The organism is Mesorhizobium calcicola (assembly GCF_042682105.1).
Taxonomy (GTDB): Bacteria; Pseudomonadota; Alphaproteobacteria; order Rhizobiales; family Rhizobiaceae; genus Mesorhizobium; species Mesorhizobium calcicola.
In genome coordinates this window covers 39544-65110 of the sequence record NZ_JBHUGY010000074.1, presented here as the reverse complement: position 1 = coordinate 65110, position 25567 = coordinate 39544, and the positions used below count along the sequence as shown (strand labels likewise).

The window sequence follows — 25567 nt, the reverse complement described above, 5'->3', positions numbered from 1 at the left end:
GAGCCGGCGGCTTGCACCGCCGGCTCCCGCGCTTCGATCACAGAGACAGCAGCTCCGCCGTCAGCGAGGAAGCCGTCGAAGGCGACAGGTTCGCCACATAGACAACCGAGGAACCCCAGTTGAACTCGAAGGAGTAGTTGTTGCCGCCCGTCGTCGCATAATAGCCTTGCGGCGCCGGGGTGGGGGTGCCCGGGCCGGTGTTGCCGGACGCCGAGTTCAGCGCGACGGCGTAGGCGTTGTTGCCTGACGCATCCTGCGGGCCGCCGACGACGGCAACGACGACCAGCTGGCCGGTATTCGTCCCCAGGGTCAGCTGCATCCAGTTGGGGGTCGACGTTCCCTGGGCGATAGCGCCCGGCTTGAGCGTCAGCGCTGTGTTGATGGCAAGCGGGACCGGCTTCTGGCCCGGCAGCCCCGGACCAAACGCCTCGATCCAGATCGGCGTTGCGGTTGCAACGCTGATATTGGTGACGCCGAGGTTGTTGGCCTGCCAGTTGTTGACGAGGATGCTGGGCTGTGAGAGCAAGGCCGGCACATTCAGGATTGTCGGCTGCGAGCCGCCTGAAGTCAGCGCCAGCTTGCCGGCGTTGTTCAAGGCGGCGGTGTTCTGGTAGGCGAAGATCATCGACCCGTTGGTCGTCTGCGGCATCGCCGCGCTTTCGCGGTAGGACAGCGTTAGCGGCGAGCCATCCCAGTTTGCGTTGGATGCGTTTGCACCGAGAATTTCGAATTTTGCGGTCGTTGCCATAATTTCCCTCGCGGTTTTTGCGGGTTTCGGACTGTCGTTCTGCATGCAAGTTCCAAAGCGGCGGGACTTGCAAATCGAAGCGTGCCGTCGCTCTATCGTTTTGTTTCACCATCGGATTTCCCCAACCGGTTTCCCGGTTTGGGCTCAGATGCCTGTGGTTTCGAAACGGCTCCCTCCTTCCAGTCTTGTCTTGCGTGATGCCGCCGCGAATGCCCGCCTTGAGGCGGTCAACTCGCATCGATATCCGTCAGGTTCAGTTGCAGGTTGCTGAACCGCAGCACCGGCGTGTTGACGCCGCTCAGTGCTGCGTAAAGCGTGATGTCGAAGACCAGCCTCGCGCCTGCCGGCGTCGCATTGGCGCCGAAGACGATTTTGTCGGAGGCCCAGCCGGCGATCGCCGCCGCGAAAAGCGCGGCGAAATCGCCGAGCTCCGCCGGCTGTTGCCCATCGATCTCGAAGGACCGCGCCAGCACGATCGGGACAAGCGGGCTGATCGAGGCGCCGTCGAAGGCGCCGCCGGCAACGGCGGGGAACGGGAACTGATAGGAGCAGCCGACCTTGACCCGCCTTGTGGTTCCGCTGGTCACGTTGGCCGCCGCATGCGCCGCAAGCAGCGATTGTTCGTGCACCGGGTCGGCCAAAAGGTCGGCCATGATGGTGTAGATGCGCTGGCACAGGCTTGACGGCGATGCCGGGCAGGCAGCACCTGAACCCTGGCCGGGCAGCGTCGCCACATCGATCGGCGTCGCATTGTCGATGAATGGCGTGACCGGCTGGCTCGGCCTGACCTGCGGCGTCATGTACACGAATTCCGGCACCACCTGCCAGGCGGTGTTGTCGGAGGCTTCAAGCGTGATCAGGTTGCGCTCGATCTGCACCGAAGCAAGCGCATTCTCGGCTGCCAGCACGTTGAGTGCATCGACCTCGATCGTATGCGCCACGCCGAAATTTCCGGGCGCGGCATTGTCGACCTCGAACAGCAAGCCGTCTGGCGGCGACGGCTGGACCGGATGCTGGTTCGGGTAGGGCGTCAGCGTCGACGGGTCGAGCGCGGTGACGGTCAGCGCGACATTGGCGAAGCTCGATTCGCCTTGCGCGGCCGGCCATTGCAACTCGATCTGCCGCGTCGTCCCGTCCGGCTGCAGCGTGTCGGTGACGACATAGCTGTCGGTGACGTTGACCAGACCCTGGGCAAAGGCCAGGTTCTGGTTCGGGTTCCAGTCCTTGTTCGTCGTCACCTCGCCAATGGCGGTGGCGAAGGCGGCCACTGCGTCGGCCCAGGCGGGATCGGCCGGGTTGCGCAGCACCGGGCTGATCGCGCTGTAGACGGCCGAGGTGCGCGCCAGCGCCGTGAACAGGTCGTAGGGCGGCCCCGCGCTGGGGGCAGGGTTGGCGGAGTTCGGCGTGTTGTCCGGCGCCGCGCTGAGGTCGGTGTTGTAGGTGACGGCGGTGTTGATCTGGTCCTGCGCGACGAGGAAGGCCTGATAGGTATAGAGGTAGCTCCAGTCGGCGCCGTCGGCGATCGGATTGCCGGAACCCGATGGCGGCGTGTAGCCCGACCAGGTCTGGCTGACCAGTGTCGGCGGCGTCGGGTACTGGCGGTACACAACCGGGATATTCGTCAGCGCGCCGACCGGTCCGACATGCGGCACGCCCTTTGGATAGGGATCGACGAGCTGCAGCCAGATCGACGGACGCGCTTCGCCGGGTGAGCCAGCCGGCGCCAGGAAGAACTGCAGGTTGGTGATGGCCAAACGCAGATCGAACGGCACCACCGCGGCCGCGGCCGCGTCGGGATCGCCATAGAGGAAGGTGAGGGGGCTGGCTCCCGTGCTGCTGATGCCGACATGGGCGGTCGAGAGCCCGGCATTCTGGCGGGTGGCGGAGAAGCTGCCGGCGCCCGAGCCGCTGGCGGCGGTGGCGATCGTGAAGGTCGTGTCGCCAGTGACGGTGACGCCGTAGACGCCGTTGACCGGCAGTTGGCCTGAAGTGGCCGTAAAGATCATCAGCACCCGGCTGCCGTCGGTCAGGCCGTGCGGATTGTTGGTCGTCGCCGACAGGCTGAGACCGCTCCACGTGTAGTTTCCGGCGAGCACGGCTTCGATCTGGCCGAACAGCTCGATATAGCCATCGGCGGCAGCCGGGACCGACTGGTTCCAGGTCACGTCGTACTGCACGATGGTGTCGACGAAATAGGCCGTCATCAGCGCCGCGCGCATTTGCTGCTCGAACACATCCTTCGCGATGGCAAGTGCGGCAGTCGTGCCGGTGAACGGCGACTGCGGGCCGAACAGCCAGTCCACTTCGTATTGCGCGTATTTCTGCGCCAGCGCCTCGCGGCCGACCGCGATCGCGGTATAGTCTTTGGGGGCGACCTCGAAGGCCTTGGCCGCCGAGGCCGGCGACAGCACCTCGTCGACCGCCTGGAAGAAGATGCGGTTGAGCTGGTCGAGGTCGGTATCGATGAACAGCTGTTGCACCGGCAGCGCCGGCAGGTTGGACGACAGCTGCGGCAGTGAAACGCTGGCGCTGTTCAGCACATTGTCGAGCGGCTTGGGCGACAGGAAACGCGGTCCGGCCCCGGCAGCACCGATCGAGATATCGAGCAGCGATGCCGCGGCCGCCCACAGCGCTTGCGAGCCGGCGCGTGCCCCACCGGAGCCGTCATGGGCGAGCTTCAATGCCTTGAGCCGCTTGCGCGCCAGTGCTGTGCTAGACTGGGCCGTGCTAGACTGGGTCGTGCTCGACAGTTTCTGCTGCGGCGATGCGTCGGCCCCGTTCATGCCGATGGCGAGCTTCTGGGTGGGGAACGCACCGACGAAATCGGCGGCGAATTGCGAGATGTTGTTGGCGCCGCCGGTCGCCGCGACAAATCCGGTCGCGACGTTCTGTGCCGACGGCACCAGGATCGTGCCGAACTGGTCCTTCAGATAGCGCGAGATCAAATTGGCATCGCGGGTGATGCCGAACAGCACCACGATCTCGAACAGCGGCGGCAAGGCACCGGGGCCGCTGACCGGCATCGAGATGGTCACCGCACCGGGGAAGTTGGTGCTGAGCCCCGCCAGCCAGTTGACGAGGTCGGCAACCATGCCGGTGACCTTGCCGGTGTCTGCTGCACTGAGCGGGAAATTGACAAGGCTGCTGCCGTCCGCCTGCAGGGCAAGGCTGGTCTCGACATAGAACGAGACGCCCGGGCCGTTGATCTGGTCCTCGATGGTGCGGAAATTGGCCAGCGCCGCCGCCTTCTGGTCCGCCGACATGCCGCTGAAGGCCGCCTGGCTCGGCGTCAGGACGATCTCGATCGTGTTCGGCGTCGAGCCGTTGAAACCATAGGTCGGCAGGATCCCCGGCCATTGGTCGACCGGCACGATCGGATCGAAATAGAGGTTGATGTCGCTGTAGCTGGCCGGCGTCGGCAACTGGTTGCCGAAGGCGTCGTTGACGAAGAAGTCCAGCGTGAACTTGTCGTTGATCGAAGCGTAGCGGTCGGGCGTGGCGGAGCCGGCATTGGCGGTGGCGACGTTGTACAGCGGCGCGAACACCCGGTACGTGCCGGTGGTGCCGGACTGGTCGGGTTTTTGCGGCTGGATCGGCGCCGACAGATTGCTGAGCGTGAAGCCTGTCGTCGCCTGTATCTGGTACGTGACGAGACTGTAGAGCGAGTTGAGCGACGCTTTTGCGTCGCCCGCCGCGACCAGTGCTTCGTGCAGTTCGGCATCGTCGACGATGCCGGATGCGCGCAGCGCCTCGATGACGCGGCCACGCGAATGGGATTTCGCCGCGCCGAGCTGCCCGGCTTTGAGCAGGGCTGGCGTCTGCAACTGCATGACGCTCTCGGAGCGCGTCAGCTCGACACCGAAGGTGCCGGCGGCGACCTTGACGTAGCGCGCTTCCAGCGCCGGGTCGGCGGTCTCGGCATAATAGACGAGGCCGCTCTGGGTGCCGGCAAGCACGACCGCGTTGTAGTAGGGCTGGATCGCGAGCGGCGAGCCGCTCTGGTTGGTTCCGCTGCCGGGCTTGTAGGTCACCAGCATGGTCACCTGCGCGACGCCCTTGGCGAACAGCGCCGTTGGCAGCGCGTTGCCGGTCTTGTCGACAAAGCGCAGATAGTAACCCTGCGCGTTGGTGACCGTCGCCTGCTGGATGATCTGCAGGAAGCCGTAACCGCCATCGTCGGTGATGTCGGTGCTGGCGCCGACGGAGACGCCCGCGGGCAGGCCGAGCGCGAAGCCCATCAGCCCTTGCGGAGGCTGCGACACCGTCGTGGTGTTGGTGCGCAGCGCAAACACTGCACTGGGATCGACCACGGCGGAGACAAGGCCGGGCGCGCCCGCCGCCGTCTGGAACAGGATCTGGATCGCGTCGACGGGCCGGTCATTGCCCTTGAGATCGTCGAGGATCCTGCCGAGCAGCGCTTCGTCCGCCTGGCTGGCGCCCGACAGCGCGTAGACGTCGGGCAGCATGCTGCCTTGGGTGGCGCCCGGAATCTGCTTGACCGTCAGCGTGATGCTGGTGGCAAAGGTGATATCGCCGGCGGGCAGCGGCGTGCCGTCCGGCAGATAGGCGCCTTGCGCCTGGCGGGATTTCACCAGCACCGGGATGGCGGCCGTTCCTTCATTTGCCTGCAATCTCGCCAGGCTGGGCGCGAACGGCCGCAGGCTGAGCGCCGTCGCGTTTGGCGGCGTCCAGGCGATGGCGTTCTCCAGCGCGAAGGATTGCGGGCCGGTCGAGCTGAGTGCGATTGGTGTCGGGCTGCTTGGCGCCGTTATCGACGCTGCGGTGAGGCCGAGATAGGAGCCGAGCGCTTTTTGGGTGAGCGAGAACGAGGCGTTGACGGCAAGCCAGTCCTGCGTCTTGTCGGGGTTTGTCAGCGTGATGCTGTAGCTGTCGTTGTTGGCGATGCCGCCGGCGGGGAATTCCTGCCACAGAAGCGCAAACAGCGGGTTCGTGGTCGTCAGCGCCGTGCCGCCCGGCACGGTGAGACCGGCGGTGTAGGGCAGGCGCACGCCGCCACGCAGCGCGCTCGACATCTGCCCGGCAAGGCCCTGGAAGCGCGTCTGCGCGCCCGGCGTCGGCGCGGCCACCGCCGCCATGAACAGCTTGTCGAGCGGCGACGAGGTCAGCCCCGCATCCTGCATCGTCACCAGCAATTCGTGCACCGCGCCGCGGATCAAGCCCTTGAAGTAATCGAGGAATATCTCCTGCGACAGCGGCGTCGTGCCGCCGGTGTCGTTGACCGAGGTCGGGTTCGAGGTCTGGTTGACGAACAGCTGGTTGAAATAGGTGTCGACCGTCTGCAGGTAGCTCTGCGAGACCAGGTTCTGCGCCAGGAACTGATAGGACAGATCCTGTGCTTTGCCATTGCCGTCGGTGCGCCCGCTGGTCGCCATGTTGAGGAACGGCGGCATCGGGAACACGCACGCCTTCGCATTGCCGGTCGGTGCCGCAAGCGTGGCGGAGAAATTGGATAGCTGGCTAAGCAAAGTCGGGTAGTCGATCCAGCCGGTCAGCGCTTCAGGCTCGCTGTCCATGTCCTTCAACCCGGGTGTGCCGCTGCTGGAATCGAATTCGAGCAGAACCACGGAGTTGTAGGCCGGCAGGTTCAGCGCGTGCATCAGCGCGAAGGTCGCGAGCTGCGTCGTCACCGCCTCGAACGGCTTGAAGTCGGCGTAGGTCGGGTTCTGCGACGGGTTGTCGTCGTACTGTATGCCAAGCGACGTCACCACCCACGGCGCGCCGTTGCTGGTCGCGTCGGGAAACACCGCCGTCATCTCCGGCAGGAACAGGATCGGCAGGCTTTTCGGCAGGTTGGGGCAAAGCCCGACAACCGGCGCAGCACCCGCAAGAAGCCGCTGCTTCAGCCGCGCAAAAGTTTCGATCTGGGCCCGCTGCGACGAACCGGCGAGCTGCCATTCGAAGCGGAACGAGGCATTGAAGCTGAAGCTGATGGAGATGGAGAACAGAAAGAGGTTGATCTCCACCGTCACGCTGACACTGACGCTCGCCTCGATGTAGAGCAGGATCGAGCCGCTGCCGCCGCCCGGCACGCTGGGTGGTTCCAGCGCCAGGATGATGCCGATGCTCGCCTCGAGCCGGACATTGACGCTGGCCTTGATGATGACGAAGTCGAGCGAGCCATAGAGCTCGCCGATGATGCCGAACTGGCCCTGCAGCGACAGCGCGTCCGGCTTTTTGGTGAGATCCCCGCCACCGCTGGTGAGATAGCCGGCCGCACCCTGGATGATGCCGAAGAAAGTGACGCTCACCCCTGCCTTCAGCGGTCCGGCGGTGAAGTCCTTGCCGACACCCAGCCGCGCGGCAAAGCCGAAGGCCAGGATGCTCTGGTAGGTGCCCTTGAACACGTCCGGATCGGTGGCCGAACTCAGGCTGGCGATGTAGAAGCCACCCGATCCGGTCACCGGGATCGGTCCTGCCTGCGCCTGCACCTGGAAGCAGACACTCCAGTTGTCGCCGTCGGGGAAGCCGAGGTCGACCTTCCAGTCGCCATTGGTGTAGACGTCGACGCTCAGTGTCGGCAGCGTCAGCGAAGCTGCGCCAACCTGGAAAGTGCGCAGGCTGTCGGGCAGGCTGAAGACGGCGGCGAATTTGCCGATCGTATCGGAGATCTTGGTGTAGACGATCTCGAATTCCGCGCCCTTGCCGGCACCGCCGGTCAGCTTGAGCAGCAGCGCGTAGAACGGCGTCACGTCGTAGAAGACGAAGCCGACCTCGAGCACCTTCAGCAGCGTGAAGTCGGTGACGATGATCCACTTGCCGTCGGGATGGTAGATATCGGCAAATTTCTTGTTCTTGAGGGCATCCCAGAAGTCGCCCTGCATGAACTTCAGGAAAGCATCGAAATTGGCGGGCGGCTTGGTCGGGTCGGGACCGACCCGCTGGCCGACACCGAGATAGACCAGCTCGAAGACATCGCTGACGGCGCCGACCTTGGCGGGCACGGGCGCCGCCAGCAGGTTCTGCGCATCGTCGCCGCCACCGCCGCCGCCATCCTTGCCCAGGTTGTAAGCGCCGATCCAGCCGATCTGGTCGGCGCCCTCGGTTGGCGCGAACAGGCCAATGCTGATCGTTCCATCCGGCGGCAGGCGCTGGCCCAGGATCTCGATGAAGCAGTTGTGCATGCCGAGCACCAGCATCTTGGGCTCGGCATCGGTGGCGTATTCGAGGTTGAACTGTTCGATCGAAATGGTCAGCACGCCCTCGATCTTGATTTCCAGCTTGCCGTCGACTTGCGGAAGCTGGATGCCGAAGGCGAGGCCGCCGCCGTCCTCCGGGCTCAGCCAGCCGATGAGGACGCTGAACTTGAAGGCCGAGAGCGAGCCGACCAGCCCGCCCATCGAACCGAGATCGAGATCGAAGATCAGCGCGTAGTTGAAATTGTCCTGCAGCGTGACGCCGTTTTCCGCGAGGCCCGGCAGCGAGCCAAGCGAATAGTAGTTCAGGCTCTCGATCGTCTGGTCGGCCGTGCCCGAATAGAGGAACGATTTGAGCTTGAACGGGATCAGGTCGAGCAGGCTGTCGGCGCCGCTGCGCTTTTCGGTGGCGCCGAGGTCGAGCCGCAGGTCGCCCGGCGCGAAGGTGAGCGACGGCGTGCTCGTCGACGGCTGTCCCTTGGCCGGGATCGTCAGGTCGAAGCCGACCTCGATGCCGAGGTTGGAGAAGACCAGCTTCTCGAATGCAAACAGGTCCAGCACCTGGAATTCGTTGAACTCGATGTCGCCCCAGATGGCGAAATGGGCACCGATGTGGGTGGTGTCGGCTTTCGGCGGCGTCGCCGCGGTCTCGTCGTCGAACGAGAATTGCAGTTTCGTCAGCGTGATCTGCTTGAGATATTTGTTGTTCGACTTGCCGCTGTCGTCGGTGAAGTTGAAGACGAAATCGCCCTGGGCGACGAAGGAATAGACGCCCTGTCCGGAACTCTTGTCGTCGCCGCTGGTGCCGTGCGCCTGGTAGGACCCCATGATGGCGATGACATTGGCGCCGTCGCCGGCATTGGCGGACGGGCTCTGGCCGGCATCGAGATTGACGCCGGTCTTGAACAGATCGTTGATGGTGAGATTGATCTCGCAAGCGAAGCTGCGCAGCTCGGAATTGGTGAACAAGGCGCGCAGATATTCGACCTCGAAGCCATAGTCGATGTCGATCTCAATATTGCTGTCGGGGGCCGTTGCCGACTTGCTCGCCGCCTTTTCATAGTCGACCAGCGCGAAGGTCGCGCTCTGCGCCAGCGTCGGCACGGCCTGCGACGGATCGGTGTTGTTGATCGCGATGCCGACATGGTGGACGCGAAAGCCGGCTATGCCCGGATCCTTCATGCCGCCGAGAACGGCGCGCACCGCCGTCGGCAATTCGTCGAGCTGCATGTTGCAGTTGACGGCGAGGATGCCGTTGAATGTCGGATCGGTGACGGTCTGGTAGAAATTCCAGTATAGCGAGGTGGTGTCGGGCTGCGTTCCGCCATTGTGGAACACCGCGGCCTTGGCCTCGGAGATCAGCGTCTCGAGATAGCTCTTGGTGGCGGCGGCGGTGAATGTCTTGTTGAAGGTGTCTGGCTGCGACCAGAGCCTGGTGTCGGCGACCAGCTGCTCGATCGTCTCGCCGGGATAGAATTTCATCATGAAGATCGGCGGCGTGCCGTCGGGCGCAGCGAGCCCGCCCGGCGACAGGTCGAACGTCCAGTCGCCGATCTCGAGTTTATCGCCTGAAAAGTCGAACAGCGACTGACCGGAACCGAGCGGGTCGGCGCTGGCAGGGTTTTCGCTGACCACGGTGAAGATCTGGTTCTGCTGCACGGCCTTGCAGATCGACGGACCCATGGCCTCGAATTCGAGCGTGCCGGCCGCACTCGTCGCCATCTGCAGCCCGGTCCAGGCCAATGGCGTGCCGGCAAGTTCGGCCAGCATGCCTTGCGGCGTCATCGCCAACTGCGTGGGTCCGGCCGGGGCGGCGTTTGCCGCGATGCGCTGGTTGGGCGCCGGAATGAAGCCGGCGGCGCGCCTCGGATTGAGCGCCCGCGATTCCATGTCGAGATAGTCGGCGGCCTTGAGGTTCGGATCGGTCGAGAAATCGAGACCCGCATAAGGCACGAGCGGTATGGCTGGCGTGCTTGCGCCTTTCGCGCTCCATGAGGGAACTTTGAGATAGTCGAGGACATAGACGGTGAGGCCGGAGGCGGGTGCCGCGCCGGCCAGCAGTGTGGCTGTGTTGGTGCGCTGATTGTAGAGCGGAGCGCGCTCGGGCTGCGAGATATAGCTGCCGTCCTGGACGATGAGCTGTGCCCACGAAGTCGTCGCGGTGCTGTCGAGAAAAGCCGGGCTGGTCGGCGAATCCTGCGCCGGCGCAATGCGATAGGCCGGCTGCGCCGGCACGAATTCGAGCTTGTCCGGCGTCGAGCCGACCGTGACGGTGACGAACTCGGTGCCGGTGACGCCGCACAGCATCTGCACCGTTTCGGATGTCGTGGCAGCGGCCTGGTTGGCGCCGCTATCGAGTGCCAGGCCGAACTGGCCCGCCGGCGTCAGATAGTAATAGCGCTGTTCGCTCGGCGATTGTTGCGGGCGGCCGGCGAAGACGAGGCGGCTCGCCGTGCCGATATCGCCGGTGTTGACGGTGCTGAGGGCGAAGGGCTTGCCGTTGGAGGTGACGAAAGTCGAGCCGAGCAGCGCGTCGGTGAACTGGAAGAAGCTGCGCGTCGCGTCGAGCGGGCCAAGCACGTCCAGCGTGACGTTGAAGCCGAACGGCGTGGCCGAGCCACCGACGCCGCGGAAAACCGGATAGCTCAAGGCACCGACCAGCCCGCCGCCGGTTGGCGGGTTGAAATACATCATGCCGGCTTCGAACTGGACGAGGTCGGCCGCCGCCAGCTCAAACGCGGCGCTTGCCGTGCCAGCGAGCGGTCCGCTGAGCGCCAGGCTCGCGAACGGCGCGGCCGACTGGAATGTCACCGTGGCGCCGGCCGGCGGTGTCGCCGTCAAAAGCAGCGTGGCCGGTGGCTGGCTGTTGGCGATCTGCAGGCTGTTGGAGGCGTCGTCGAACAGCACCGTCGTCGACAGCCCGAACAGGTCGGGCTGAACCTGGAACGTCACGCTCTGCCGGAAGGCAAGCGAGAAGGAGTCCCCCACCGTCGGCGACGGGGTGCCTTGCCCGGTAACCGAGACCAGGATCGGCGCGATGCTGAGCGGCTCGGGAAACCAGCCGATCTGGGTTCCGGCATTGTCGGCGAAGGCTTTGCGGATGCCTATCTCGAAAGCGTTCCAGTCGCGTGTCGCCGAAGGGACGAAGAAGGCGATGTAACCAAGCTGGCCGGGATCGATCCAGCTCTGGGCGGTCAGATCGAATGTCGGGTCGATGCGTGACTCGTCCTGGAACAGAAACGCGACACGTGCGCCGGCTAATGGGTCAGCAAGATACAGGCCGCTCGCGTCGCGTTTGAAAGCGATCATCCCCACCCTCCCATGCGCCCTACGGTGCTTTCGGCCGTGTCCTGTCGCCTTTATTAGTTAAGGCTAAAGGACTTGGCGCGACGCGCGTTTTACCGGAGCAGAAAGAACAACTGTAGAGCGAAGAAAAAGGTTTGTAAAAGACTATATTTGGGTGGATTTCAAAATGAAATAAATTTTACCGAAATTGTGACTTGGCTAACTGATGGGTTCGCCGGGAGTCTGTTTTAGCGTCAATGGTCGAAGTAATATGCGCGCCAACAGAATCAACGTCTTAGGATAAGCTGTAAAATCGTCTCATACCGATAGCGATCGCGGGTGCGTAGCCGCCCATAGCTAAGCCGGCGTCGGCTCTGGGCGATGGCGAGGGTGGCGGGACTGCCCGTCGTTGGATCGGGACTGCGTTGGATGACGGCTTCCTCGGTCAGCATGTGTGGCGAGTTTGGAAATCGAGGCCATCAATGCTCTCGGCCTGGTGCTCCTCACCGTGCCACGAATGATACTTTCTGGACGTCGGAAGGCGGCGCGAAGAGCGTTATGCTGCCTGCGATTGCGGCCAGACGTCGCGCACTGCTGCTTGACGTTCGCCAGGCCCAAGGGTGACAGCACGCTTCCCTGACAGGTCCGCAACGCCTATCTCTACGCAACGAGCAACGCGGACGGCACAATTTGGCGCAACGATCGGGAAGTGCTGATCTCCCACTGCATGGCGGTCGAGTGCCCAAATGGCTCGGCGACCGCATGACCCGCCTTGGCGCGGTGATGTGCGAGGCGATCATCCACCACTATGGTCGGACCGAATTGCTGCGCCGCCTGGCACACCCGTTCTGGTTCCAGTCTTTCGGCGCGGTCATGGGCATGGACTGGCATTCCTCCGGCATCACGACAAGCGTTGTAGGCGCCCTGAAACGGGGCCTGTCGCCACTGTCCGGCGAACTCGGTGTTCATGTGTGCGGCGGGCGTGGCACGCATTCGCGCAAGACCCCGCACGAACTGGCATTGATCGGCGAGCGCGTCGGCTTCGACGGAACGAACCTGGCCAACACCAGTCGGCTGGTCGCCAAGGTCGACAGTGCCGCCGTCCAGGACGGCTTCGATCTCTACCTGCATGGCTTCATCGTCACCGACGATGGCGACTGGGTCGTGGTGCAACAAGGCATGAACGGCGACAGCAAGGTGGCGCGTCGCTATCACTGGCTGTCCGAGGGACTGACGAGCTTTGTCGACCAGCCGCATGCCGCGATCGAAGGCGCCAATCAGGGCGAGATCGTCAACCTGACCGACCGGCGCGCCGATGCTTCGCGCCACGGCCAGCTGGACCTGCTGCGGGATCTGGGACCCGATCGCATCGTGAAAGAGTTTGCCCTGCTTGAGCACGGCCCTCCACCTGCCCCCGCGCAGCCCCTGCTGCCGCATCTGGTCATGCCGGCCCATCATGACGTCCGCGAAAGCGACGTCGTCATGCGCCGCCTGCACGGCAATATCGCTGCCGCCGTCGAACGCGGGCCCGCCGATTTCTCGGAGCTGCTCATGGTGCCCGGCGTCGGTGCCCGCACCGTGCGTGCGCTGGCTATGGTGGCCGAGGTCGTGCATGGAGCGCCGTGCCGGTTCTCGGACCCCGGCCGGTTCTCGCTGGCGCATGGCGGCAAGGACAGACACCCGTTCCCGGTGCCGCTGAAAGTCTATGACGAGACAATCGGCGTGTTGAAATCGGCCATTCACAAGGCCAGGCTCGGCCGCACCGAGGAGATCGATGCATTGAGGCGGTTGGACGACCAGTCACGCCAGGTCGAGCGCTATGTCACCGGTCCCAGCCTGACGGAAATCGTGGCAGGGGAGTTCGACCAGTCGCACAGGCTGGGCGGCCGCAGCGTTTTCGGGTGGGAACCCCCGCCGCAAGCGCAGCCGGTTCGAGCCGGCAACAAGGAATGAACTCAGCCGAAGGCCTCTATCCCCGGCTTTGAAATTCTTTGCGAAGGCTCCAACAAGATGCCAGAGCCTTCGCGGTTTACGGGATTTCAATAGAAGCGGATCCAGTAGGATCGGCGGAAACATCTCCGGCGCCAGCGGCCTCGACGCCAATAGCGACGGCAAACCACTCGCCATCCACGCCGCCGCCTCCATCCACGCCGCCGCCTCCATCGATAGTACTGCACGGGTTCGACGTCATTCTGGCTATCAGGACCCGGCTCCACAAGGTCGTCTACCGGCTTGTCCAGCTCATCGAGAATGCCGTTCCCAGTGCTCGGGATGCCGGCCACCGCCCTCACGGGGCGAGCTACGGTGACCACGGCCGCAGCGCCCGCCAATCCCAGCATTCCGGTCAGAAATAATCGCCGATCCATGCCAACCTCCATCGTTGATCAATGCGACAATGGAGGAAATAGAGCAGTTGGTTGAGGCGCCTAGATGCCGAGCTAAATCTGTTTAAAAACCCAAAATCGGTGTTGGTCGAGATTCACGGTGGCAAGAACTTGCAAGCTGGGTGATGAAGATTTCAACGCCGCGCCCGCCAAAAGCAGTCGCGCCGGAGGTCGTCAGATGTCGGCGACTCCCGGTAAAGGCCATGACCGATCTACATGGCTCTATTTCACGCCGATGCCGGCAGTCAGGCCGCCATCGATTTTATAGTCCGCGCCGGTGCAGAATCCGGCTTTGGCCGAACAGAGAAAAGCGATGAGTTCCGCCACCTCCTCCGGCTCGCCGATGCGCCCGATAGGGTGCGCCTCGCCGAAGCGTTTGTAGGCGACCTCGACATCGGCATCGGTGCCGTTCTCGCCGCGTGCCGCCTTCTCCAGGATCGGGGTGCGGATCGAACCCGGGCTGACCGAATTGACGCGGATGCCGGATCGCGCATAGTCAAGCGCCAGCGAGCGGGTCAGCGTATGGATCGCCCCCTTTGTCGTCGCGTAGGCGGCGACATTCTGCTGGCAAGCGTGACCCTGTACCGAAGCCACGTTGACGATGGCGCCGCCGCCCCGGCGGATCATTTCCGGAATGCCGAAATGCGCGGTCAGGTAGATCGAGCCGACATTGACCGACATCGCCTTGTTCCAGGTCTCGAAATCGGTGCTGACAGCGGTTCCGTATGGATGGACCGCCGCGGAATTGACGATGATATCGAGACCGCCGAACCGCTCGACACCGGCCGCGACCGCGTCGCGAACCTGGTCGGGCACGGAGACGTCGGCGCCGATGACCAGCACGCCTGCTCCAGAGCTTTCCAGGTCCGCTTGCATCGCCGCGTTGGCCGCGCGGTCGATGCCGCAGGCGATGATGGCAGCACCACCGGCCGCAAGGCGTCTGGCGGTTGCGAGGCCAATCCCGGTCGTGCCGGTCACCAGGGCGACCTTGCCTTCGAAATCCTCCATTGCGGAAACTCCATTATTTGCTGTCGAAGGTGGCTCTTAATGCATGTCGCCCAAAAGTGGCCCCGGTTTTGGGGGCAACGACATGCATAGACAAGGTGCATGTCGCCCAAAAGTGGCCCCGGTTTTGGGGGCAACGACATGCATAGACAAGGTGCATGTCGCCCAAAAGTGGCCCCGGTTTTTGGGGGCAACGACATGCATGAAAACATGGACCTAAAGCGCGTCGCCTGAATCCGCTCAAACGCGACGCGCTTTAGTTTGACACTCAATGCGGTCCAACAATAGGTTGCCGTCCTCGCGGAAGGAAAGCGGTAATGGAACAATGCTGGCGCTGGTATGGACCGGACGACCCGGTGACGCTCGATCATGTGAAACAGGCGGGCGCAACGGGCATCGTATCGGCCCTGCACGATATCTATGACGGCCGCGCCTGGCCGCTCGAGAGCATTCTGGAGCGCAAGCGGATCATCGAGGCGGCAGGGCTGACCTGGTCGGTCGTCGAGAGCATTCCCGTCCACAACTCGATCAAGATCGGCTCCGCGGAAAGGCTCCGCTACGTCGGCTGGTACAAGGACACGATCCGCGCGCTTGCCAAGGCCGGCATCGCCACGGTCTGCTACAATTTCATGCCCGTGGTCGACTGGACCCGCACGGATCTGGCCTATCGGCTGCCGACGACGGGCTATGCCTTGCGTTTCGATGCGATCGATTTCGCCGCCTACGACCTGTTCGTGCTGAAGCGCAGGAATGCCGAGGCCAACTACAGCGCCGCGCGCATCGCCGAGGCGGAAACAAGACTGAAGGAATTGAGCGACGAAAAGATCGACCGGATCGAGCGCAATCTGATCGCCGGCCTGCCGGCGACCGAGCGCAGCTACGACCGCGACAGTTTTCGCGAGGCCCTGGCGGACTACGAAGCGATCGGGCCGAAGGAATTGCGCGACAACCTTGCCTGGTTCCTGCGCGAGATCATTCCGGTGGCCGAGCAGGAAGGGGTGCGCATGTGCATCCATCCCGACGATCCGCCCTTCTCGCTCTATGGCCTGCCACGCATCGTTTCGACCGCCGAGGACGCGCGTTTCATCCTCAACGCCGTCGACAGTCCGGCCAATGGCCTGACCTTCTGCACCGGCTCCTATGGGACGCGCGCCGACAACGACATCGTCGCCATGGTCAAGGAATTCGCCGACCGCATCCACTTCGCCCATTTGCGCAACATCACCATCGAGGAGGACGGCTCGTTCTATGAAGCCGAGCATCTCGAGGGCGGCACCGACATGGCGCATGTCATCCTCGCCCTGATGCAGGAAGAGGCGCGCCGCGGCAGGGAAGGCCGCGCCGACTGGCGCATTCCGATGCGCCCCGATCACGGCCATCTGCTCGCCGACGATATCGGCAAGACCAGGATCAATCCCGGCTACTCGCTGATCGGCCGGCTGAAGGGCCTCGCCGAGCTGCGCGGCATCATGCGCGCCGTGGAGACGTTCGGGCTGGCTTGACGCCATCGGGCAGACGGTGTCGCGTGGCAATGCGCGCCGAGATCAAGGCGCTGCATCGGCGCCTGCGCACCACCACCCGTCTTGGGATATTATTTGTCCCCGGCCATACTATGCAGCGCTGGCTTTCTTCCATTCGGCGCGGAATGGAGTGTCCGTTGCTTTGATCGGCAGGCCTTGCGTGGCACCTTTGATCCACAATCCGGTCCCAGAGTGCTTGCCGATGGTCGTTTCTCTCGGCAAGGGCGAGGAAAAGAAGGAACCTGACCATGCCCAGAATTGTGCCGGTACTCGATCTGAGCCGTCTCGAACAAGGGGCGTCCGAGCATCGCACCTTTCTCCTGGACCTGCGCACGGCGGCACGCGACGTCGGCTTCTTCTATCTCAGCGGCCACGGCATTTCGGCCTCCGAGATCGATGAAGTGCTCGATGCCTCGCGCCGGTTCTTCGCCTTGCCGGAGGCCGACAAACTGGCGATCGAAATGGTCAAGTCCTCGCAGTTTCGCGGCTACACACGCGCCGGTGGCGAGCTGACCAAGGGTGCTGCCGACTGGCGCGAGCAACTCGACATCGGCGTCGAACGCCTGCCCATCCCGCAAGGGCCGGGAATTGCGCCTTGGACACGGCTGCAAGGGCCGAACCAATGGCCCTCGGCACTGCCGGACCTCAAGCCGGCGCTGCTGGCCTGGCAGGCCAGGGCGACGGCGGTGGCGATCCGGCTATTGAAAGCCTTCGCGCTGTCGCTCGACCAGCCCGAGCACGCCTTCGACGCGATCTACAGGGACTCGCCCAACCATCGCATGAAGATCGTGCGCTATCCCGGCCGTGACGCGAGGGAGGGCGACCAGGGTGTCGGTGCACACAAGGATGGCGGCTTCCTGACGCTGCTGCTGCAGGACGACAACAAGGGACTGCAGGTCGAATATGACGACAGTTGGGTGAATGTGGACCCGATCCCCGGAACGCTGGTCGTCAACATCGGCGAACTGCTCGAACTGGCGTCGAATGGCTATCTGCGTGCGACCGTGCATCGTGTGGTGACGCCGCCTGCCGGCGTCGAGCGTATTTCCGTTCCCTTCTTCTTCAGCGCGCGGCTGGATGCGACCATACCGCTTTTGAATTTGCCCGACGAACTGGCGGCCGAGGCACGCGGACCGGCAAGCGATCCGGACAACCCGTTGTTCCGCGATGTCGGCACCAATGTCCTGAAAAGTCGTCTGCGTTCGCATCCCGACGTGGCGCGCCGCCACTACGCCGATCTTCTTGAACCCGGAGCGGTCCGCCCGTGAGGCTTATGGGAGGTGTTGAACATAATTTTTGCCGTTTGGAGCATTCTTTGGAATGCTATTCGTCGCCAAAACCCTGAAATAGGCTCAAACAGGCAAAATCGTTCGGCGGTCTCCTCCCATTCCGCTGGACGGTGTTCCCCTCTGAAGGTTTGAACCTTCTTTTGGCCGGGCCCCATTCGAGCCCGGCCATTTTTCATCCTGCGGTCTGGATGGCGCAAAACGGATATGCTGCAAAAGCCCGATGCGGAGGAACAGGATATCTTTCCGAGCTGCGCGGACCGTCCGATCTTTCAATCGGGATTCGAGCGATAGTGCTCGATCGTATTGATCGGTCGGAACGAGGTTCATGACACAGAAACAATTGCGGCTTGGCGCCTTCATGCGTCCCGTCAGCCTGCACACCGGCGCCTGGCGCTATCCGGGCGCCTATGCCGACGCGAATTTCAATTTCGCGCATCTGAAGCGCTTCGCCCAGACCCTGGAGGCGGCGAAGTTCGACGCCTTCTTCATGGCCGACCATCTGGCCGTTCTCAACATGCCGATCGAGGCGCTGCGGCGCAGCCACACGGTCACGTCGTTCGAGCCGTTCACGCTGCTGTCGGCGCTGGCCGCCGTCACCGATCATATCGGGCTGGTCGCCACCGCATCGACGACGTTCGACGCGCCCTATCACATCGCGCGCCGCTTCGCTTCGCTGGACCATATCAGCGGCGGGCGCGCCGGCTGGAACATCGTCACCACATCCAACCCCGATGCGGCGCTGAATTTCGGCCTCGACGAGCATGTCGAGCATGACGAGCGCTACCGGCGGGCGCGGGAATTCTACGACGTCGTCACCGGACTGTGGGACAGCTTCGCCGACGACGCCTTCATCCGCGACGCCGAAAGCGGGCTCTATTTCGACCCGGCCCGGCTGCGTGTGCTCGATCACAAGGGGGAGCATCTCTCGGTGCTCGGTCCGCTCAACATCGCCCGGCCAATCCAGGGCTGGCCGGTCATCGTCCAGGCCGGCGCGTCGGAGGCGGGGCGGCAATTGGCGGCGGAAACGGCGGAAGTCATTTTCGCCGCGCATGCCGATCTCGCGGCGGGGCAGCGTTTCTTTGCCGACGTCAAGGGCCGCGCGCAAAAGCTCGGCCGCTCGCGTGACGACATCAAGATACTGCCCGGCGCCTTTGTCGTCGTCGGCGACAGTGTCGAGGACGCCCAGTCCAGGCGAGGGAAGCTCGACAGCCTCGTCTATTACGAGAGCGGCATTGCCTCGCTGTCGATCGCGATCGGGCATGACGCATCCGGTTTCGACCCGGACGCGCCCTTGCCGGAAATCCCCGAGACCAACGCCTCGAAGAGCGGCCGCGAGCGTGCTATCGAACTGGCGCGCAAGGAGAACCTGACTGTCAGGCAGCTCGCAGAGAGGCTGGGCGGCTATTCCGGCCTTGCTTTCGTCGGCACGCCTCAAACAATCGCCGACGAAATGGAGGAATGGCTGGTCACCGAAGGGTCCGACGGGTTCAACATCATGTTTCCCTATTTGCCTGCCGGGCTCGACGACTTTGTCGAGAAGGTCGTGCCCGAGCTGCAGCGGCGAGGGATATTCAGGCGGCAGTACGAGGGGACGACATTGCGCGAGAATCTCGGCCTGAAGCGGCCGCCCAACCGGTTTTTCGAATAGAACGTTCTTCGCAGAGAGGCCGTCCCCAATGTCAGCCCAGACAAACACCCGCATCGTGCTTGCCGCGCGACCGCAAGGCCGGCCGAAGCCAGGCGATTTTCGGATAGAGACAGTGGACCTCGTCCAGCCGGCGGAGGGCGAACTGCTGCTGCAGATCCTCTATCTGTCGCTTGATCCCTATATGCGCGGACGCATGAACGCGGCCAAATCCTATGCCAAGCCGGTCGAGATCGACGCTGTGATGGAAGGCGGCACCGTTGCGCGCGTCGTCAAATCCCGTCACCCGGAGTTTGCGGAAGGGGATATCGTGCTGTCCCACTCGGGATGGCAGAGTTTTGCACTGTCCGACGGCGTCGGGCTACGCAAGCTCGATCCCGCGGCGGCGCCGGTGACGACGGCCCTCGGCGTGCTCGGCATGCCGGGTTTCACCGCCTATGCCGGCCTGCTCACGATCGGACAGCCAAAGCCTGGCGAGACGGTCGTCGTGGCGGCGGCCAGCGGCGCGGTCGGGTCGGCCGTTGGCCAGATCGCGCGCATCAAGGGCGCGCGTGCCGTTGGCATCGCCGGTGGTGCCGATAAATGCGCTTTCGTGTGGCAGGAGCTCGGCTTCGATGCGGTCGTCGATCACCGTGCCGATGATTTTGCCGCGCAGTTGAAGGCAGCCTGCCCGGATGGCATCGACATCTATTTCGAGAATGTCGGCGGTCCTGTGTGGGATGCGGTATTTCCGTTGTTGAACGAATTTGCGCGTGTGCCGGTCTGCGGGCTGATCGCGCAGTACAATGTCGTTGCCGATTCCGGCAGCGACAGGCTGCCAACGCTGATGCAGCAGGTGCTCCGCCGCAGCCTGACGATCAGGGGGTTCATCCAGCGCGAATTCGCCGACCAGCGCCCGGCATTCCACCGCGACATGGCCGACTGGATAGCGTCCGGGCAGGTCCGATACCGGGAGGATATCGTCGATGGCATAGGAAATGCGCCGCAGGCCTTCCTTGGCCTTCTCGAGGGCAAGAATTTCGGCAAGCTCATCGTGCGCGTCGCAGGCATTCCGTGACGGCTTCGCCTAGAACATGATGCCGAAAAGTGCGAAGCGGTTTTCGAACGACATCATGCTCTATCTCTCAGATTTCAGGTCGATTCGACCTGAAATCATCCGGCTCTAAGAGGATGGCACTGTTCCTTAGCCGGCAACGATATTCTGGTTTGAGGCCCTTGAAAAAGGCGCCCCGTAGTCGAGCGCTTTCAACTGCTCGACGCCATCCAGCACCATGCTGCCTGCGACATAGACGATGACCGCAAGGCCGAGCCAGCCGATCCAGCGATGCCTGGCCAGCAGCGCCGCCACAAGCGTCGAGGCGACCGCCATCAGGATTACCGACAGGATGAGGCCGAAGACCAGCGCATCCATGTCGTCGCTGGCGGCACCCGCCACGGCGAGCACGTTGTCCAGCGACATCGAAACGTCGGCAACGACGATCTGCAGGATCGCCGTGCGCAGCGCCTTGGCCGGTCGTGTCGCCGCAAGCAGGGCCACGTTTGGATCGGCGTCTGCGCCGTCCCAGTCCTCGTCACCGGCGTCGCCGGCGGATCGCAATTCCCCGAACATGTTCCAGCAGACCCAGAACAGCAGCAGGCCGCCGGCCAGCATGATACCCGGGATCGCCAGCAACTGCACGGCAACCACGGCAAAGACGATGCGGATGACTGCCGCTGCGGCGATGCCGGCGATGATCGCCTTCTGGCGCAGCGCCTTAGCCAGGCCGGCGGCCGCCATGCCGATCACCACGACATTGTCGCCTGACAGAACGAGATTGATGGTGATGACTTCCAGATAGGCCGTGATCGTCGCCTGGTCGATCCCAAAAGGCATCCGGTAGCTTCCCTTGCGCGTGTCCTTGCCCTGACGGCGCTCGGCAAGACGGCTGAACCGTAGCATGGATATGGGGACGTTGCGTCCGAGAAGAAGATAGGGGTAGGCCGTGGCCACCAAAGTGAAATCTTGCCGCTTTCCGTCTCGCCGAGCCCTTCCGCGCGGCGGAAAGAAGCAGCATTGCGCGCAGAGTCGACATTGCATGAGGATGTCACTATATACCGGCGGCTTCGACCCGCGCGCCTGAGGGCAGCGCCGCCGAAGCGACTGTGAATGTGTTACGGATTGCGCCATCTATTGTGACGAAAATCGGCTCGGAAACCGGAAAAAAGCAAATAGAAGCAGTGGCGCAAAGCTGGGTGTGATCCCAGCCAACGGTACCGACCCTCAGAAACAGAAGATGCTCTTGAACCCTCGATTTCCTTTGGCTCTGTGGACCCTGGACAAGATCGGCTTGCCGGCCGGTGACGACTCGGCTCGAATGGGGACATGCATCCTTCGCGGGGTGTCGACGTTTATGATTACCAACCGGCTTTGCCGCCAGGGAACAGCAGTATGAGTGAACACGCGATCGAGTTCTTGCGGGGATGGATCGGCGAAAAGGTCCACTGCCAGTCATCGCACGAGGCCAGAATCGACAAGCAGGCCGAGACACTGGCCAAGGAATGCGCTGCCAAAGCGGCAGAGGTCGGCATCCCGCTGGAGGATATCCAGGAAGAAGTCGGCGATATCAAGGAATTGATCGCCTCCAGGCTCGAGGAAGCGGCCGAGGCCGACGAGCACCAGCAGGCCTCCAGCAAAGCCGCGGAATAGCCGCATAGGGCAATGCTGTCTGAAATAGCTGTCTGAAACGCGGGCTACTCGGCCCGCGTCTTCGTATCAGCCCTCAGCCAAATTTTTCTTTCAGCCACGTCTTCGGCAGTGCCGGCACGAAATTACCGTCTCGGCCAGTCATGTCGTTGTTGGCGACCAGGGCGTTGAGGATCGATTCCTCCACCGCCTGGACCACCGCATCGAAAAACGGATCGATGTCGGTGTCCGGAACAAAATCGGCACTGGCGATGCGGCCGGATGGTGCCAGCGCCGCGCTCGCATTGGCGGTGGAGAAGGCGATAAAAATGTCGCCTGAACTGTGATAGCCGAAGCCGCCGGTCATGGCGACGCCGAGCGGCACCCGGCGGGCCAGCCGTTTCATCTGGTGCGGCAGGAACGGTGCGTCGGTGGCGATGATGGCAATGATCGAGCCCTTTTCAGCGCGCGGCGTGCCCTGCCGGATCGCCGGCTCGACAAGTTCCGGCCCGGCGCGCTGGCCGCGAACCGTAAAATTGTGCCGCTTGCCGAAATTCGACTGCACGAAGGCGCCGACCGTGTAGTTGTGGCCTTGCCATTCGACGACGCGCGACGCGGTCCCGGATCCTGCCTTGAAGCCGAAAGTGATCATGCCGGTGCCGCCGCCGACGCTGCCTTCCTCGATCGGTCCGCTGGCAGCAGCATCGAGTGCCTGGGCAACATGCTCTGATGTCAAATGGTGGCCATTGATGTCGTTGAGGAAGCCATCATAGGTCTCCGCCGCCACCGGCAGCCCCCAGCCGCTGTCGAGTGCCGCCGGCAGCACGCGCTGCATCCAGCGCAGCGTGCCGTCGCGTGAAACACCGCAGGAATGCGTGTTGGTGATGGTGATCGGGAAGTTGAACGCGCCGGTTTCCTCGACGATGTGCGAACCTGTCAGCTCGCCATTGCCGTTCTGGCTGAAGATGCCGGCGAAGACCGGCGTGGCAAGGTCAGCACGCGGCCTGGGCAGGATCGCGGTCACGCCGGTGCGCACCGGTCCCTTGCCGACGACGAGCGCGCCATCGCCGGAAATCAGCGTCGCATAACCGACCGCGACCCCCGGCACATCGGTGATCGCGTTGAAAGGCCCGGGCGCTCCGTCGAAGCCGATGCCGAAACTTCGCGCGCGCGGCTTGCCGGAAGGCGTTGCCAGATGGTTCGGATTGCCGGTCATGATCTCAAAACAGCGATCCCTGATTGCCGGGCTCTTTGGCCTTGGCCGCCGGCTTGGCCACGGCTTTCGGTTTGGCCATGCCGCTGGTGGCAATCGCATCGGCGGTGCCGTCGGCGAACTCCAGCGATAGCGCCATTCCCGACGCCACCTCGGCCGCATGTTTGATCACCGCCCCGTCGGCGTCCTTCACCAGGGCGAAGCCGCGCGCCAGGACGGCCTTGTGCGAAAGCGTGGTCAGCAGGCGCTCGGCCTGGCCCAGTTGCCCGCGCAGGCGCTCGAGCCGCACGGTGATCACCCGATCCTGCCGGCGCGCGAGCGCCGCCAGCGTGTCCCCTTGCAGTTTCTGGCGCCGCGCGATCGGTGCCGGCGAAAGACGCGTCGCGGTGCGCGAAAATTGCGCGCGACGTTCGCGCACGATGGCAAAAAAAGCTGCCTGCGCGCGGGCGAGGTCGCGCCCGGTCAGCGTACGGGCCTCGTTCATGCGCCGCGACAGCGTGGCCGGCGTCAGTCGCTGGCCTTGGAGCCGTGCCCGTTTGCGATCGACGCTGACAGACAGGGCCCGGCCGAGCCGGCTCGTCGCTTCGTCGAGGCGTCGGCGCGGCAGCGCCAGCAATTGGTCGGGCGAGGGGAGCGCGCGGGCCGCCGCACGGGCTGCCTGCCGCTTGCGCTCGAAATTGCGCAAGACCGCCGCCTTGAGCCGCGCGCCGAGGCTGGCAAGCGTCGCTTCGAGGTCGGCCTTCACCGGCACGGCTATTTCGGCGGCACCCGTAGGCGTCGGCGCCCGGCGATCCGCGACCAGGTCGATCAGCGTCCAGTCGGTCTCATGGCCGACAGCCGAGATCACCGGAATGGCGGAGGCGGCAACGGCGCGCGCCAGCGCCTCGTCGTTGAAGCCCCAGAGGTCTTCGAGGCTGCCGCCGCCGCGCGCCACGATCAGCAGATCGGGGCGCTGGATGGCGCCATCCCAGGCCAGCGCGTTGAAGCCGTTGACCGCGGCGGTTACTTCCGCACCCGCCGTCTCGCCCTGCACGCGCACCGGCCAGACGAGTATGTGCAGTGGAAAGCGGTCCTTGATGCGATGGATGATGTCGCGGATGACGGCGCCCGTCGGCGAGGTGACGACGCCGATGACGCGCGGCATGAACGGCAGCAACCGCTTGCGGCCGGTGTCGAACAGGCCCTCCGCCTGCAGCCGGCGCTTGCGTTCTTCCAGCAGCGCCATCAAGGCTCCGGCGCCGGCGGGCTCCAGATTGTCGATGACGATCTGGTAGTTGGACTTGCCGGGATAGGTGGTGAGCTTGCCGGTGGCGATCACCTCCATCCCCTCTTCGGGGCGGAATTTCAGCCGGCTCATCGTGCCCTTCCACACCACGGCGTCGAGCCGGGCGCGATCGTCCTTCAGCGCGAAATAGGCATGACCGGACGAATGCGGCCCGCGATAGCCGGAGATTTCGCCGCGCACCCGCACATTGCCGAAGACGTCCTCGACCGTGCGCTTCAGCGCGCCGGAAATCTCGCTCACCGTGTATTCGGTGGCGTTGGTGCGTGATTCGGATGCTGCCTCGCTCATCGGCCGATTGGGGAACGGTTAGCGCTCCACGTCAAGGCGCCGCCTCAGCCCAGACACGCATAACCTTGTGCGTGACCCGCCTACCAGCCCGGCAGGATCTGGTTCGGCTTCGTCCGCTTCATCTTGGCAAAGGCGAGGGCGGCGAAGTCGAATGTCCCGGTCTCTTCGCTGAGCGGCACGGAAATATTGTCCAGGCTTTCCGAAATATGGCGGGCAAGCGCGTCGACGATCTCCGGTCGCGACGTCTGGCCGCGCATGATGCCGATGCGGCAATCGGGCAGGGCGCCGAAGCCGTCGGCTTCGCCCAGCACCCGCATGCCGGGCCTGAGCGCGCATTCCGGCAGCACCGAGATCGCCAGGCCCGAAAGCACCGCGGCGGTGATGACGGTGGCCGAGAAGCTGGTGAACAGGATGCGATAGTCGCGGCTCTGCTGGTCGAGCACTTCGACGGCGGCGCGCCGCCAGATGCAGTTCGGCCGGCCAAACGCCATCGGCAACGTTTCCTGTTCATGCGTCGCATGGTTGGCCGAGGTGACCCACAACAGCGGCTCGCGCCGCACCACCTCCGACTGGCCACGCACATCGTTGTGCGTCACCAGCGCCAGATCGAGATTGCCGCGCTTGATATGCTCGACCAGCCCCGGCGTCGGTTCGCAGATGACGGTCAGTTCGACACGTGGATTGGAGCGCGTGAAGCGCGCCATGATCTCGGGCAGGAAACGGTCGGCATAGTCGTCGGGCGTGCCGATGCGGATCGTGCCTTCGAGCCGCCGGTCGTCGAAGGCGGCCAGTGTTTCGCGGTTGAGATAGAGCAGCCGCCGCGCGTAGGAGAGCAGCTTGTCGCCCTCCTCGGTCAGCCTGTTGGTGCGCCCGTCCTTCTCGAACAGCGGTTTGCCGATCCGCTCCTCCAGCCGGCGCATCTGCATCGACACCGCCGACTGCGTCCGGTGCACCTCTTCGGCTGCCCGCGTAAAGCTGCCGGTGTCGGCAATCGAGATGAAGGTCTGCAACTGATCGAGATCGAGTGGCGCTTTCATCGGTCCAATCCATCATTGATGTTGATGCTAAAGATTAGAAACATTCGTTGGA

At 63.9% G+C, this 25567-nt stretch carries 13 protein-coding genes; 6 read left to right on the top strand and 7 right to left on the bottom strand.

Translation table 11 applies throughout. The annotated features are described in order from the left end of the window. Positions 1–37: 37 nt before the first annotated feature. Positions 38–748 (bottom strand): hypothetical protein, encoded by a 711-nt coding sequence (locus ACFSQT_RS36390; protein ID WP_379026853.1) that lies wholly within the window; start codon positions 746–748, stop codon positions 38–40. Between the two features lie 227 nt (positions 749–975). Next, the gene (locus ACFSQT_RS36385; protein WP_379026852.1) at positions 976–11211 is read right to left on the bottom strand and encodes a hypothetical protein; all 10236 of its coding nucleotides are present in this window, start codon (positions 11209–11211) and stop codon (positions 976–978) included. 666 nt (positions 11212–11877) lie between these two features. On the opposite strand from ACFSQT_RS36385, the gene ACFSQT_RS36380 reads away from it, so the two are divergent. Beyond that, on the top strand, positions 11878–13140 hold the full coding sequence (locus ACFSQT_RS36380; RefSeq protein ID WP_379026851.1) for a DUF763 domain-containing protein: 1263 nt from the start codon (positions 11878–11880) through the stop codon (positions 13138–13140). 653 nt (positions 13141–13793) lie between these two features. Here the strand turns inward: ACFSQT_RS36380 and ACFSQT_RS36375 are convergent. Next, positions 13794–14579 (bottom strand): SDR family NAD(P)-dependent oxidoreductase, encoded by a 786-nt coding sequence (locus tag ACFSQT_RS36375; RefSeq protein ID WP_379026850.1) that lies wholly within the window; start codon positions 14577–14579, stop codon positions 13794–13796. 314 nt (positions 14580–14893) lie between these two features. Between ACFSQT_RS36375 and uxuA the strand changes: the two genes are divergently transcribed. The 4 genes from uxuA (at position 14894) to ACFSQT_RS36355 (ending at position 20087) form a co-directional block, all read left to right on the top strand. Then, complete coding sequence (uxuA, locus tag ACFSQT_RS36370) at positions 14894–16078, top strand: mannonate dehydratase (protein ID WP_379026849.1); 1185 nt, start codon at positions 14894–14896, stop codon at positions 16076–16078. A 266-nt stretch (positions 16079–16344) separates the two neighbouring features. After that, a complete protein-coding gene (locus tag ACFSQT_RS36365; protein WP_379026848.1) occupies positions 16345–17364 on the top strand; it encodes an isopenicillin N synthase family dioxygenase in 1020 nt (339 codons plus the stop codon). A gap of 346 nt (positions 17365–17710) precedes the next feature. Then, positions 17711–19033: an LLM class flavin-dependent oxidoreductase gene (locus tag ACFSQT_RS36360; RefSeq protein WP_379026847.1), complete on the top strand. Its 1323-nt coding sequence runs from the start codon at positions 17711–17713 to the stop codon at positions 19031–19033. Positions 19034–19061: 28 nt separating this feature from the next. Next, complete coding sequence (locus ACFSQT_RS36355; protein ID WP_379026846.1) at positions 19062–20087, top strand: NADP-dependent oxidoreductase; 1026 nt, start codon at positions 19062–19064, stop codon at positions 20085–20087. 126 nt (positions 20088–20213) lie between these two features. Here the strand turns inward: ACFSQT_RS36355 and ACFSQT_RS36350 are convergent, their stop codons facing one another. Next, positions 20214–20903 carry a YjbE family putative metal transport protein gene (locus ACFSQT_RS36350; protein WP_379026920.1) on the bottom strand — a complete coding sequence of 230 codons (690 nt, stop codon included), beginning with the start codon at positions 20901–20903 and terminating at the stop codon, positions 20214–20216. A 555-nt stretch (positions 20904–21458) separates the two neighbouring features. On the opposite strand from ACFSQT_RS36350, the gene ACFSQT_RS36345 reads away from it, so the two are divergent. After that, on the top strand, positions 21459–21716 hold the full coding sequence (locus ACFSQT_RS36345; protein ID WP_379026845.1) for a hypothetical protein: 258 nt from the start codon (positions 21459–21461) through the stop codon (positions 21714–21716). 73 nt (positions 21717–21789) lie between these two features. Here ACFSQT_RS36345 and ACFSQT_RS36340 read toward each other — a convergent pair whose 3' ends face one another. From ACFSQT_RS36340 to ACFSQT_RS36330, 3 genes are all read right to left on the bottom strand, one after another. After that, a complete protein-coding gene (locus ACFSQT_RS36340; protein ID WP_379026844.1) occupies positions 21790–22908 on the bottom strand; it encodes a DmpA family aminopeptidase in 1119 nt (372 codons plus the stop codon). A gap of 4 nt (positions 22909–22912) precedes the next feature. Next, positions 22913–24478 (bottom strand): exodeoxyribonuclease VII large subunit, encoded by a 1566-nt coding sequence (gene xseA, locus ACFSQT_RS36335; protein WP_379026843.1) that lies wholly within the window; start codon positions 24476–24478, stop codon positions 22913–22915. Positions 24479–24558: 80 nt separating this feature from the next. After that, entirely contained in the window at positions 24559–25515 is a 957-nt protein-coding gene (locus ACFSQT_RS36330; RefSeq protein WP_379026842.1) for a LysR substrate-binding domain-containing protein, read from the bottom strand. Between the last annotated feature and the right edge of the window lie 52 nt (positions 25516–25567).